Below are 13,619 nucleotides of genomic sequence, written 5' to 3' on the forward strand. Positions count from 1 at the left end.
GTCGGGGTCGGGGTGGGAGTCGGCCGAGCGGGAAGTGCCGGGCAGGTTGTCCGGAACGCCGGCAGCCGGACCCGGCTCCGGAGGCCGTACCGGCGCGGCCGCCTCCGCCGACGGGATCTCCCCTTCCGCGTCGATTCCCGATGCGCCTTCTGTTCCGGCCTCTGCTGCTGCGGTTCCCGCCTCGACGATCGCGGTCGCGCCCCGGACCGCGGTGGTGGCCAGATCCAGGACCGCTTCCGCGAAACCTCCGAGGGCGACGGCGAAACCGGTGGCGGCGGCGACCAGCTCCGTCCCCGGGTCGAGCAGATCGCCCGCCTCCGGCCTCTCGGCCCCGCCGATGGAGTTTCCGGGCACGATGGCGTCCGGAACCGGTGGGTCGAGGCTGTCGAACGATCCGGCCAGTTCATCGAACAACTCCTCGACGGCGCGGTCGGCGTCGTCGCACATCCGGATGAACGCCTCGATCGCCGTCTCGATCGCCGGCACGAACACCTCGGCCAGCCAACGCTCGCACCACCGCGCGACAGCATCGGGATCCGCGACGGCCGCGCCACCCGCATCCCACTGCGCAAGCTGTTGCGCGGTCGGTCTCCCGGATTCGCCCGCGGCGCCCGCAACAATCGCCTCGACGTCCGCCGCGGTGCGACCACCGATCGTGGCATCGGCGAATTGCGCTGCGGCACCTGATTTTTCCGTCACGACGGCAACGAGTCCGTCTGCCGTCCCGGCGAGAGTGCCGGCGAGGGAACGCACCGCACCGGCCAGTTCGGCACCTCGTCCGACGGCCCGGCCGAGCACGTCGTGCGCGGCGCTTCCCGCGTCGCCGCTCCACGCGGATGTCAGTCCCGCGACACAGCCGGCCTGCTCCTCGACGTGTGCCTCCATGTCGCGGGCCAGTCGTGCGAGCACCGCCGCATCGGCTTCGAGGACGGACACGTCGAGGTCGCGCTGCTCGTCGTAGCGCTCATACAACCGCTCGGCGGTCACCTCCCCGGCGACACCCAGCCTGTGGGCGTGCGGCAGATAACCCGAGAAGAAGCGCAGGCCGACCGCGCCGGAGTCGAGCAGTCGGCCCAGGTGCCCCGCCGGCGCGTTCACCGCCCCCACTCCCCCGCGACACGTCCCGGGCCGGAAGTTTCATCCACACGGCGCAGCGCCGCAGCCGTGTCGTGCTCCTGCCCTGCATACCGATCCGCGACAGTGCGCAGCGCGTCGGCGCAGCCTGCCGTCTCCGCGGACCACCCAGCCAGCACCTCGCGAAGACGCCGGTAGCCGTCCTCGACGGTCGCGCTCCGCCCTCGGTACCGCACGGCAACCGAACGGTTGCCGAACTCCAGGCTCCCCACGGCGCGGCGGCACGTGTCGTCGGCGTCAACCGCGCAACGGACGAGGTCGGCGGCGGTTCTCCGGACCGCGACCCCGTCGAACAACAGCCGGTCGTGTAACGCCACGTCGCCCCCCTCGCGCCAACTGCACCGGCGCCTGGCACCACAGCGATCCCGCCCGGTGCTCGGCCCCTACTGAAGAGGTTGGACGCAGCAGCATCCGCAGCGGTTCCCCGCGAACCGACGGGACGGAACTCAGACGGCGGCGACGATGTCGGCCAGCCGCTCGGCGAGCGCGCGGGCACGCGTGTCGTCGGCCGCTTCCACCATGACGCGCACGAGTTGTTCGGTTCCCGAGGGGCGCAGCAGCACCCGTCCGGTGTCGCCGAGTTCACGCTCGACGGCCGCGACCGCGTCGGCGACCGCGGGATCCGACGCCACGGCGGTCTTGTCGGAGACCGGAACGTTGACGAGCACCTGCGGCAGCGACTGCATGACCGACGCCAGTTCGGCCAGTGTCGTGCCGGTCGCCGCCATCCGCTCCATCAACCGCAGACCGGTCAGCACGCCGTCGCCGGTCGTGCCGTGGGACGGGAGCACGATGTGCCCGGACTGTTCGCCGCCGAGGCTGAACCCACCGCCCCGGAGTCCCTCGAGCACGTAGCGGTCGCCCACTCCGACGGTGAGGACGTCGATGCCCGCGTCCCGCATCGCCAGATGCAGGCCCAGGTTGCTCATGACGGTCGTCACCAGGGTGTTCGCATGCAACTCACCGCTGTCTCGCATACTCAGGGCGAGCACTGCCATGATCGCGTCGCCGTCCACCACGGAGCCGCCCGCGTCGACGGCCAGACACCGATCTGCGTCACCGTCGTGTGCGAGGCCGAGATCGGCGTTGTTCTCCAGCACAGCTTTCTGAAGCGACTCGAGATGCGTCGACCCGCAATCGTCGTTGATGTTGAGCCCGTCCGGCTCGGCGTTGATCGCTACCACGGTCGCTCCGGCGGCCGCGTATGCGGCGGGGGCGACGTTCGAGGCGGCACCGTGCGCGCAGTCCACGACCACGGTGAGGCCTGCCAGCGGGTTGTGCAGTGTGGATGCCAGGTGCGCGAGGTACCGGTCCGCCGCATCGGATGCGGTTCCGACCCGGCCGATTCCGGCACCGGTCGGGCGCGCAGGCTTTTCGTCGCCGCGCAGCACCGCCTCGATGCGATCCTCGACCGCGTCCTCGAGTTTGTGACCACCCGCCGCGAAAATCTTGATGCCGTTGTCGGGCATGGGGTTGTGCGAGGCGGAGATCATCACGCCGAGATCGGCGGAATATTGACCGGTGAGGTACGCGACGGCCGGAGTGGGCAGCACTCCCACCGACAGGACGTCGACCCCGGCCGCAGCGAGACCCGCCGTCACCGCGGCTTCGAGCATCTCACCACTCGCCCGTGGATCCCGGCCGACCACTGCGACGGGGCGACGTCCGTCGGCCCCCGCCGCAAGCACAGCCGCTGCCGCGCCCGCGAGCTGCATCGCCAGCTCCGCCGTCAACTCGGCATTCGCCAAGCCCCGAACTCCGTCCGTGCCGAACAACCGGCCCATAGACACACCCTTCACGTCGATGCAGCCGCAGCTGCCGAAATCGCCCCCGACCCCCGCGAGCCGAATCCATCGAGGGACAGAATGCACGAAAGCAGGCACCGGTAGCGAATCTCTACCGACGCCTGCTCTCGTGGTCGAACAGATACCGACACTGACAGGGTCAGCGTCGGCCACACATCAGCGCTTGGAGTACTGAGGTGCCTTACGGGCCTTCTTCAGGCCGTACTTCTTGCGCTCGACGGCACGCGGGTCACGCGTGAGGAAGCCGGCGCGCTTGAGCGCGGGGCGATCCTCGGGGGTGACCTCGATCAGTGCACGCGCGATGGCGAGACGCAGCGCGCCGGCCTGGCCGGACGGGCCGCCACCATGCAGGCGAGCGTGGATGTCGAACGACTCGGCGCGCTCGACGGTCACCAGCGGCGACTTGACGAGCTGCTGGTGCACCTTGTTCGGGAAGTAATCCTCGATGGTGCGGCCGTTGAGCACGAACTTGCCGGTGCCGGGCACCATGCGCACGCGAACCACGGCCTCCTTGCGGCGGCCGACGGTCTGGATCGGGCGATCGATCACGATCGGCGCGACGGGTGCCTCGGCAACCTCGTCGGCCACGTACTCGTCCGCCGCGACCTCGACGTTTTCGACGTTTTCGTCGTTCTCGACCGGCTCGGTCGACTCGACGTCGGTGCCGAACTCTTCTTCGTTCACGTTCTGCTCAGTCACTGGGCCACCTGCTTGATCTCGAACGGAACCGGCTGCTGCGCGGTGTGCGGATGATTCGGGCCCGCATAGACCTTCAGCTTCTTCGCGATGGCGCGGCCGAGCTTGTTCTTCGGGAGCATGCCGACGACGGCCTTCTCCACGAGACGGTCGGGGTTCTTCTCGAGAACCTCGCCCACCGAGCGAGCGCGGAGGCCACCCGGGTGACCGGAGTGGTGGTACAGGAACTTGTCGGTCCGCTTGTTGCCGGAGATGGCAACCTTGTCGGCGTTGATGATGACGACGAAGTCACCGCCGTCGACATGCGGAGCAAAAGTGGGCTTGTGCTTGCCACGGAGCAGGCCTGCTGCCTGCACCGCGAGGCGGCCGAGCACCACATCAGTGGCGTCGATGACGTGCCACTGGTGGGTCACGTCGCCGGCTTTCGGTGTGTACGTAGACACAGATCTTCCTCGTCTATCGTTTCGCTGCTGGCCTGCATGTCGACGAAAGTCGTCCTCGGCGGCCAGTTGAGACCCGAGAACCGATGTCCACCGCGCACGAAGCAACGGCAGCGTACGACACGCCGAACGGATACGATACCGGCCCGGAACGCGCCGGGTCAAAGTGAGCCACGCGGATCACAGCGTCCGCGACGCCCCAGCGGCCTCTCCACCGCCGGGACATCGCAGAGTCGGTGGGCCTCCCCTCGACCCACCGGGCACACCCGGGCGATCACCCCGGGAAACGCCGCCGGTTCGCGTCCTCGACGTCGCGCATCTGGTTGTTGCCGCCCGCGACGACGGTGTTGATCTCGTGCAGCACCTGATTCAGGCCGTCCTGTGCCTGGTTCCACTGCAGCTGGGTGGTCTCGTAACTGGCCTTCGCACTGCCGTCCCAGGTCTCGACGAGCGGTGCCACCTGGCTTCTGATCCGGTCGAGCGTGTCGTTCATGCCCTTCTGCAAGGACACCAGCCTCGCGTGAAGATCGTCGATGCCGCCGAAGTTCTGGTAGATCTCGCCGTTGGTCACTGTGCGTACTCCTTGGTCTCGAAGGTCCGTCTGGAAGTCGTGCCGGAACAGTCAGAAGGAGCCGTTGAGAACCGACCCGGAACCCTGATCGACCGAATTGAGGGCGCGGGAGTGCTCCTGCACCGAATCCTCGTACGAGCGACCGCTGGTCTGAATCGCCTGGGCGATGTCGTCGAGCGCAACGTTCAGCTGTCTGCCGTTGCGGTCCCACCGCTCCATGATTCCGGCGAACTGAGTCTGGGCGGAACTCCGCCACACGTCCGTCGCCGACATCACGGTGCCACTCAGCGCGCGAAGGATGTTGTCGAGTTCTCCGCGCGAATCCCGCAACTGCCCGGCGGCCACCTCCATGGTGACGACATCTGTCGACAGCTGACTCGAACTTCCCGTACCTGTTTCACTCACAGCCTGCTCCTGGTCGTCCCGCGTCCGGTTTCGTCAGCCCCCAGTGGTCTGAACCGGTTCGCGCCTACACCTGTTTGGACGCCGCCCACCGCAGTCCGGTTCCCTTCGATCCGAATCGTTCGAAGAAAATCGTCACTCGACCGCAAGAGTGTGGACGGCCTGCTCGCATTCGCTTCGAATCTCGGTCCACTCGTCGGTCAGAAACTGGCACCCGACCGCGACCTGCACACCGGAATCGACGACGACAAACCACCGCACCATCGAAAACTCGTCGGGCACCTCGACATACGCGATCACCGGACGATCACCGAATCTGGTGTCCGGGTCGAGCTCCCGGATGACTTCCGAGCGGCGCGAGATCTGCTCGCCGAGCACACGAGCCACCGCATCCGCATCCATGCCTGGTTCGAGACGGCTGTACACCAGCACGATTCGGCGATCCGGTCCGGAATCCGGCAGCAACTCCGTCCGTTCCGGCGCACCCGTTTCGACGGCGCGGACCCGCCACCGGGACGGCAGATCGATCCGCACCGGGCCCGATACGAACCGCGTCGACGGCGCGATCCCCGAGTCCGGTTCGGTCGGCTCGGACATGCCACCGTCGGTCTCGGAGAAACCATCGGGATCGTGTACTGCAACCGTGCTGTCGTCGCGCGGGGAGACGTCTTCGTCCCTTACAACGGTGAACCCCAGCAACGTCGCCACTGCTACCGCTGCCAGCACCACCGCGGCCGGAACCCACCGGAAGCGCCGAGTCGCAGCGGGCGGCGGCATCGGCGCTCGTACGTCCTGTAACCACCGGGCCGTCGGCGTTGCCTCCGCGGCGTGATTCGGCGACGCCGCCGGCACCGCCACCGCGGCGAGCATTTCGACCGCCGCCACCGGAACCAACCGGATGCCCCGGCCGATCAGGTCGGTCATGCGGGCGCAGAGTGCCGCGCCGCGTGGTTCGCCGGGTACCCCGGTGACGATCAGAACATCGGGTTCGACGGAACCGGAGACCGCACGGATCAGCGTCATGAGTTCTTCTGCGCCGCCCTGCGTGTCGAGAAGACCGACGTCGAGGTCGGGGTCGCGCGCGACACGCACGGCGACCGGTCCCTCGTCCGCCGCCTGCCCCACCAGGATCGCGGTAACACCTTGCGGAGCCACTTCGACCACGACGCACCGCTCGGTCGATGCTGCCTCGACGGCGCAGCGCGCCGCCACGGAAACGGGGACGAGCACCGCATTACGCGCGACGTGCCGAGCGGCGGTGTGGAGCAGTTCGCGTCGGCGCGAATTCCAGCGGGTCGGATGCACCACGACAGCGGTGCCCGTGTGCGATGGCGCACCGACGGCGGCCGCAGCGTACTGCACCCGTTCGACCAGTGCTTCGTCGTCGTTCGACTCCGTTGCGCCTGTGGGGATCTCCTTGGTCCTGCCGCACCACCGGGCGAGCAGATGTTCCGACGCCACGTGCAGGCCCAGGACATCGGCATCGGTCATCGGAGCGGCGACCACGCGGTCTGAACGAGCGCGTTTCCACTGCGCCGGACCAGAATGCCACGACCTGCCGGCATCGGTTGCGGTCGTGCCGTGCCGATCAGAGCACCCTCGTCCTTGCTGCCGCTCATCACCAACCCTGGAGTGGACAGTTCACGCAACCTCGCGAGGACAGGTTCGAACAGGGCACGTCCCGCCCCGCCGGAGCGACGAGCCACGACCAGATGCAGACCGATGTCTCTGGCCTGCGGCAGGAAATCCACGAGGGGAGCGAGCGGGTTCTGGCCGGACGTCGCGACCATGTCGTAGTCGTCGACCACGACGAACACTTCGGGACCCGACCACCACGACCGGTCGCGTAACTGTTGCTGGGTGGTCTCCGGGCCGGGCAGTCGACGTTCGAAGATCCCCGCGAGTTCCTGCGTCATCGCCGACAGCACCGACGCCGCCGGGGCATACCCACCGAGATGGTCGCCTTCGATTTCGCCGAGCATCGTGCGGCGGTAGTCACCGACGATGATGCGCACCTGCGCGGCGGTGTTGGACTCCATGAGGCCTCGGCACAATGCGCGCAGCACTGCCGTCTTGCCGCATCCCGAGTCCCCGAACACCAGTAGGTGCGGACTTTCGGTGAAATCGATCGACACCGGGGCAAGTTCGGATTCGTCGATACCGATGGGAATGCGCAACCGCTGCGACATCGGTGCCGTCACGGGGACCGGCCACTCCACCCCCGGCGCGGCGAGCAGAGCGCTGCGGCCGATTTCGTCCGGGAGCATCCGGACCGTCGGCGCCATCCGTCCCGGGGTGGCGGCGGCGATTGCCGCGACCGCCGCCGCCACACCGTCGGCAAGATCCGAAGTCTCCGAACTTCCGTCCATTCGGGGAAGAGCCGACAACACATGCAGGCCGTCGCGTTCGATGCCGCGGCCCGGCCGCCCCTCGGGCACGGTGGCCGCCTTCTTCCGGCCGTACTCCGAGTCGGACGGGTCGCCGAGGCGCAATTCGAGACGGGTACCCAACTGATCGCGCATCGCCGGACGGACATCGCCCCATCGCGGTGCGCTGATCACCACGTGGATGCCGTAGGACAGGCCCTGCGCAGCAAGTACACCGATGGTCTGTTCGAGCGCCTCGAAGTCCTGCCGGATGCTCGGCCATCCGTCGATCACGAGGAAGACGTCGCCGAACGGGTCGGCGGCGGTTTCGGACCGTCCGTCGGCACGCACGCGGCGCAGTTGCGCCATCGACTCGATTCCTCGTTCCCCGAACATCTTCTCCCGGGCGCGCAGCAGTGCCACCACTTCGGCCACGGTACGACGGACGCGGTCGGCGTCGAGTCGGTTCGCGACCGACCCGACGTGCGGAAGTCCGGAGATGCCGGCGAGGGTGCCGCCTCCGAAGTCGAGGCAGAAGAACTGCACCTGCTCGGCTGTGTGAGTGGCCGCCATCGACAGGACGAGAGTGCGGAGCAGCGTCGATTTGCCGGACTGCGGCCCGCCGACCACCACGACGTTGCCTGCCGAACCGGACAGGTCGACCATCAGGGGGTCCCGCCGCTGGTCGAACGGACGATCCACGAGTCCGATCGGGACACGCAGAGTCGCCTGACGCAGCACGTCTCCGCTCAGCAAAGAGCGTGGCAGCAGGCGATCGAGACTCGGCGATTCCTCGAGCGGCGGCAGCCACACCTCGTGCGCCGGCGTTCCGTGTCCGAGAACGCGTTCGATCACGAGATCGAGAACGGTCCGGGTCTCGTCGGCAGTGGGCGGGTCCGGCGGTGCGGCAGCATCGTCGGCTGCCGCTCCGGCCGGAAGAACCCCGGGTCCGGCACCTTCCCGCGCGGTGAACACCCGTGGTCGTGGCATCGTGGCAGTGGGCACCCGAGACACCCGTCGCGACGACCGACCGGGCTCGTAAGGACCGGATACATATGCAGTGGCGAAGCGGACGATCTCGGCCGAATCGCATTTGAGGTATCCCGCCCCCGGCGACGGCGGCAGATGGTAGGCGTCGGGAACACCGAGTACGCTACGGGATTCGTTTGCCGAGAAGGTCTTCAGTCCGATGCGGTACGAGAGATGACTGTCGAGTCCGCGAAGTCTGCCTTCGTCCAATCGCTGACTGGCGAGCAGCAGATGCATGTGCAGGGAACGGCCCAGACGCCCGATCGCGGCGAAGAGATCGGCGAATTCCGGTTGTTGCATGAGCAACTCGGAGAATTCGTCGACGACGATGAACAACGCAGGTAACGGTGCGAGCGGCGCGCCGCTCGTGCGGGCCTTCTCGTAGTCACCGACGTTGGCGAAGTTTCCGGCCGCCCGCAGCAGTTCCTGCCGACGGTTCATTTCGCCTTCCAGGGCGTCCTTCATCCGGTCGACCATCGCGAGTTCGTCGGCAAGGTTGGTGATGACGGCGGCCACGTGCGAACTTCGTTCGAGGCCGAGGAAGGTCGCGCCACCTTTGAAGTCCACGAGGATCAGGTTCAAGGCGTCGGGCGAGTGCGTCGCGATCAGGCCCAGTACAAGTGTTCTCAAAAACTCAGATTTTCCGGAACCTGTTGCGCCGATGCACAATCCGTGCGGACCCATGCCGTTCTCGGCGGCTTCCTTGAGATCGATTTCGACAGGAGCCCCGTCGACGCCCACACCGATGGGAATGCGCAGCCGATCGCGACCGCGCCGCGGGGTCCAGGCCCGCTCGGGATCGAACCGCGACAGATCGCCGAGTCCGAGCAGGTCCTGCCAGGCCGTGGGCCGTTGGTCTCCGGCTCCGTCGTCGGTGGCGTGCTGGGTCGCCGCCCGGTACGGGGCCAACCGGCGCGCCAGGGTCTGAGCCTGCGCGGTGCTGATGCCGTCGACATCGGCGAACATCTCGACGGTTCCGCCCGACCGGGCACCGACACGCGCCTCCTCGACGACGAGCTGCAATCCGCGGGTCGACGACAACCGCGGCGCGAATCCGGACAGGTCCAGGAGCGTCACCGAGTCGATCCCGTCGTCCAGCAGCCCCGAACCGGACCCGGACACACCTCCGTCGACGACGATCACCAGATGAGGCACACCCTCGACCGCGGGAACGTTGCGGGCGAAGCGGCCCCGCATGGACAGCTGCGCACCGAGCACGGTTTCGAGTTCGAGCATCGAACCGAACACCATGCGTCCCGATCCCGCCCCGTCGCGCACCTCCGGATGCTGTGCGTGCGGCAGCCACTTGGCCCATTCCCACTCCGGCGCAGTGTCCGGACCGCACACGACCGCGACGTGGAGCACGTCGGGTCCGTGGAACATGCAGAGCTGGCCGAGCACCGCCCGTGCAAGCCTGCGGGCCGCGTCCCGATCGCCGTCCATCGCGATCGCCGCGAATCCGCGCAGCGACACGGCCGTGGGTAATCGAGGGACCACCGAATGCGCACGGACAAAACGGCGCAGCGACACGGCCGCCACCGGTTCGAGGTCTTCGACGGGACCGGTCTCCGGTGCGATCAACCGGGTCGCGAGGCGCTGACCGCCACGGCCGACCCGCGCGTGGCAGAAGTCGACGTCGGTGTGCCGGCGCTCCCACATGCGGCCGGTGCCTGCGAGGGTCCACAGCACCGCCGGATCGGGATGCGTCCACTCGAGCGATCGGCGTTGCTGTGCGCCGGTTTCGGCGACGTCACGCCGCAATTGGTCGAGGTAACGCAGATAGTCCTTACGATCCTCGTTGGCTTCCGACGTCTTCGCGCCACCTCCGCGACCGCTGTTCGCCAGCATGCCGACCATCGACACCATCATCATGATGGGGAAGATCAAGGCCATGGGGCTGCGCGCCATTCCGGAAGTGAACATCAGCGCGACCATGCCGATCATCGCCGCCACCATCACCAGCGGCAACAGTTTCGTCAGCAAATTCCCCGGCGTGGAGCGCGGAATCGCAGGTGGCGCTTGCAAACTCACTTCGCCACCGGGAGCTCGCGGTGCCTCGATACGCGTCCTGCGTGCGAACCGCACAGTGCTCACGACAACGTCCCCCGCCCATCCGCCCCCGGCCGCCCCCTGCAGCCGATCCCCACGGTGGACGAAGGGTAACGCATGCCCACGACATCCTCACCCCGTGCGCAGCCGATGCATGCGAGACACGGGTTCGGCAATGTCGTATGGTCTGCGTCGGCTCCGGGTGCGGCGCGGTGGGACCGCGCTCGGTGAAACGAGCGACGGGGGATCATCGACCGATGACGGCTGCGCACACCGAATCCGGCGAACACAGCGGGGTCGGAGCTCCCGAACTGTGCCGGGTCACCGTTCTGGCCCGGCATACCGAAGTCGACCTGGCGTTGCCGCTCGGCGTGCCGGTGGCATTGCTGATGCCGGGCATCGTGGATCTCATCGCGGCGCATCGCCCCGACAACGATTTCGATACCACCCCCGAGCACGCCGAACCGGATACATGGACACTCGGCCGGATCGGCCAGGCATCTCTGGCAGGGGCGTTGAGCCTCGAGGAACACGGCGTCCGCGACGGCGAACTACTCGTCCTCGGAGAGGCCGCGGCTCCGGCACCTCCGCCGCTGTTCGACGATGTCATGTACAACGTCGCGGTGGCCGGCCGGGACCGGATGCGCCGCTGGTCCGCGCACACGGCCGCCCTGGCCGGCTCCGTGATTGCATTCCTGTCGATCGTCGCCGGTTGTGCCTCACTGCTGACCCTCGATCCGGGCGACGGCCGGTTGTGGGCCGGTGCAGCGGCCGCCGGTCTTGCCGTGTTGCTCGTCGGTGCCGCCGCGGTCGTTGCACGGGCCTACGGGGATCGCTCTTCTGCCGTACTGCCGGCAGTGTGTGCCGAACCGGCGGCGTTTGCCGCCGGAATGCTTTTCGTGCCGGGAGAATTCGCGGCTCCGCATCTCTTGCTCGGATCAGTGCTGGTCGGTGCCTGCGCCGTGATCGCCATGCGCGTCACACTGGTAGGTACAGCGACGTTCACGGCGATCGCTGCGACGTCCGCGGTCGCGACGATCGCCTTTACGGTGGCTGCGTCCACCGAGCTCGATGTCCCGGCGTTGGGCGCCGGCGTCATCGTCACCGCCCTACTTCTTTCCACGGTGGCGCCGCGAGTGGCCACGGCGCTGGCCGGTGTGCCGCTGCCTCCGGTGCCCGCACCCGGAACCTCACTCGACCCGGTGGTCTCCGATCCGGACGACGAGAGTCCCCTCCCCTCGTTCGAGGAACTCGAGGCGCAGGCCGCCCGGGCACGTTCGTATCTGACCGGGTTCGTGTACGCGGTCGTGGTACTCGCGGTCGCGGGTGCGTGGTGCGCCGCGTGGCCGCCGGCGCAGGGCGGGACATCCTGGCCCGGAATAGCGTTGGCGGTGTCGACAGCGGTTGTGCTGATGTTCCGCGGACGCACGTTCACCGGTGCCGAGAAGGCTGCGCCGCTCGTGGTGGGCGGCGCGCTGGTGCCTGTCGGACTGATCGCGGTGGCCGCGGCCGCAGGCAGCCTTCCCGTCCAACTCCTGTTCGGCCTCTCGCTCACGCTGTTCCTCGTCGCAATCCTGCTGGGGGTGGTCGCCCCCGGAAGGTCCTTCACCCCCGTACAACGGCGCATCGCCGAACTCACCGAGTATGCGGTGATCGCGACACTCGTCCCATTGGCCTGCTGGGTTGCGGGACTCTACTCTGCCGTCCGCGGCCTCTGATGATCCGCCGATCGTGCCGATGGACCCACGTCGCCGCAGCCGCTCTGCTGGTTTTCACGATGATCACCTCGGTCCCGGCAGCCGCTGCACCCCCGGTACCCGATCCGGCACTGCTGCCCCCGGCGGGTGAGGCGGCCCCACCGGCGGCGACCGAGCAACGCAACCTGTGCACAGCGGTGGTGCCGATCGGTGACGTTCCGCAGATGCCGCACCCTCAGCGCAGTCTGGATTTCGCATCGGTGTGGCCGCTGACCCGAGGAGCCGGGCAAACCGTTGCGGTCATCGACACCGGAGTTGCCCGCCATCCTCGCCTGCCCGACCCGATTCCCGGGGGCGACTACGTATCGACGGGCGACGGGACCGACGACTGCGACGCGCACGGCACTCTGGTCGCCGGTCTGATCGCGGCACAGCCTGTGGACGGCTCCGGGTTCGCCGGTGGCGCGCCCGACGTCGAGCTGATCACGATCCGGCAGTCGAGCCGGAACTTCTCCGACCGCACCCATCGCGGAGACGACGAGACGGCTCGCAACAGCACCGGCTACGGTGACGTCCGGACCATGGCGCTGGCTGTGCGCCGGGCCGCGGATCTCGGCGCCACCGTCATCAACATCTCGGAAGTTGCGTGCAAACCGGTGTCCGAAGTCCTCGGTGACGGCTCCCTCGGAGCGGCGGTACAGTATGCCACGGACATCAAGGATGCGGTGGTGGTCGCGGCCGCAGGAAACATTTCGGAACTCTGCAAGCCGTCCAATCCCGCCGGCGCCGATCCTCTGCGACCGGATGCGGATCCGTGGGAACACATCACCACGCTGGCCACTCCCGCCTGGTACGACGACTACGTCCTGACCGTGGGCTCCGTCGAGGAGGACGGAGTCCCGTCCGACTACAGTCTGCCCGGACCGTGGGTGGACGTCGCGGCTCCCGGCAGCGCCGTCACCTCACTCGACCCGGACTCCGGCGGTTCGACCGACCGATACAGCGGCGCCAACGGCCCGGAACCGATCTCCGGCACCAGTTTCGCCGCACCACTCGTCGCCGCGACCGTTGCGCTGGTCCGGGCCCGCCACCCACACCTCGATGCACGCGCGGTGATGGACCGGGTCGAATCGACCGCCCATGCGCCCGCCGAGGGCTGGAACCCTCGGGTCGGTCACGGCGTCGTCGATCCGCTCGCGGCCGTCACCGCGCCGCTACCCGCACAACGGGAACTCGTTTTCGCGTCGGTGCCGCTGCCGGCTCCCACCCCGGTTCCGCCACCCGACCGGCGTCCACGAATCGTGGCGCTCGTCGCGAGCGGGGCGGTCTGCGGCGCACTCGTCCTCGCGGTGTTGCTGTCGATGCCGCTTCGCCGGCGGATGCGGTCATTCCCTCCTCATCCGCCCGCGCGCACAGATGCGGGCCGCTGA

General features: G+C 68.2%; 11 protein-coding genes. 2 read left to right on the forward strand and 9 right to left on the reverse strand.

What is annotated here, in order from left to right:
* The 9 genes from Q8814_RS19260 to eccCa all read right to left on the reverse strand — a co-directional run.
* On the reverse strand, nt 1-1,098 hold a 1,098-nt coding region (locus Q8814_RS19260; RefSeq protein ID WP_330153599.1), incomplete at its 3' end, for a WXG100 family type VII secretion target.
* Nucleotides 1,095-1,451: a hypothetical protein gene (locus Q8814_RS19265; protein ID WP_330153600.1), complete on the reverse strand. Its 357-nt coding sequence runs from the start codon at nt 1,449-1,451 to the stop codon at nt 1,095-1,097. The genes Q8814_RS19260 and Q8814_RS19265, both read right to left, overlap by 4 nt.
* Nucleotides 1,452-1,580: 129 nt before the next feature.
* Nucleotides 1,581-2,918: a phosphoglucosamine mutase gene (gene glmM / locus Q8814_RS19270; RefSeq protein ID WP_330153601.1), complete on the reverse strand. Its 1,338-nt coding sequence runs from the start codon at nt 2,916-2,918 to the stop codon at nt 1,581-1,583.
* 177 nt (nt 2,919-3,095) lie between these two features.
* On the reverse strand, nt 3,096-3,638 hold the full coding sequence (rpsI, locus tag Q8814_RS19275; protein WP_408015938.1) for a 30S ribosomal protein S9: 543 nt from the start codon (nt 3,636-3,638) through the stop codon (nt 3,096-3,098).
* On the reverse strand, nt 3,635-4,078 hold the full coding sequence (rplM, locus tag Q8814_RS19280) for a 50S ribosomal protein L13 (RefSeq protein ID WP_330153602.1): 444 nt from the start codon (nt 4,076-4,078) through the stop codon (nt 3,635-3,637). Before rplM ends, rpsI begins: the two co-directional genes overlap by 4 nt.
* A 271-nt stretch (nt 4,079-4,349) precedes the next feature.
* Complete coding sequence (locus tag Q8814_RS19285) at nt 4,350-4,646, reverse strand: WXG100 family type VII secretion target (protein ID WP_330153603.1); 297 nt, start codon at nt 4,644-4,646, stop codon at nt 4,350-4,352.
* A gap of 51 nt (nt 4,647-4,697) precedes the next feature.
* On the reverse strand, nt 4,698-5,051 hold the full coding sequence (locus tag Q8814_RS19290) for a WXG100 family type VII secretion target (RefSeq protein ID WP_330153604.1): 354 nt from the start codon (nt 5,049-5,051) through the stop codon (nt 4,698-4,700).
* Between the two features lie 132 nt (nt 5,052-5,183).
* Complete coding sequence (locus Q8814_RS19295; RefSeq protein ID WP_330153605.1) at nt 5,184-6,539, reverse strand: type VII secretion-associated protein; 1,356 nt, start codon at nt 6,537-6,539, stop codon at nt 5,184-5,186.
* Nucleotides 6,536-10,537, reverse strand: a complete 4,002-nt coding sequence (gene eccCa / locus Q8814_RS19300) for a type VII secretion protein EccCa (protein WP_330153606.1) — start codon at nt 10,535-10,537, stop codon at nt 6,536-6,538. The genes Q8814_RS19295 and eccCa overlap by 4 nt, the downstream gene beginning before the upstream one ends.
* A gap of 212 nt (nt 10,538-10,749) precedes the next feature.
* Between eccCa and eccD the strand changes: the two genes are divergently transcribed.
* Both eccD and mycP read left to right on the forward strand, forming a co-directional pair.
* Nucleotides 10,750-12,210, forward strand: a complete 1,461-nt coding sequence (eccD, locus tag Q8814_RS19305; protein ID WP_330153607.1) for a type VII secretion integral membrane protein EccD — start codon at nt 10,750-10,752, stop codon at nt 12,208-12,210.
* A complete protein-coding gene (gene mycP, locus Q8814_RS19310; RefSeq protein ID WP_408015939.1) occupies nt 12,210-13,619 on the forward strand; it encodes a type VII secretion-associated serine protease mycosin in 1,410 nt (469 codons plus the stop codon). Before eccD ends, mycP begins: the two co-directional genes overlap by 1 nt.

It is taken from the genome of Rhodococcus chondri (assembly GCF_036327435.1).
In the GTDB taxonomy this organism is placed as follows: domain Bacteria; phylum Actinomycetota; class Actinomycetes; order Mycobacteriales; family Mycobacteriaceae; genus Rhodococcus; species Rhodococcus chondri.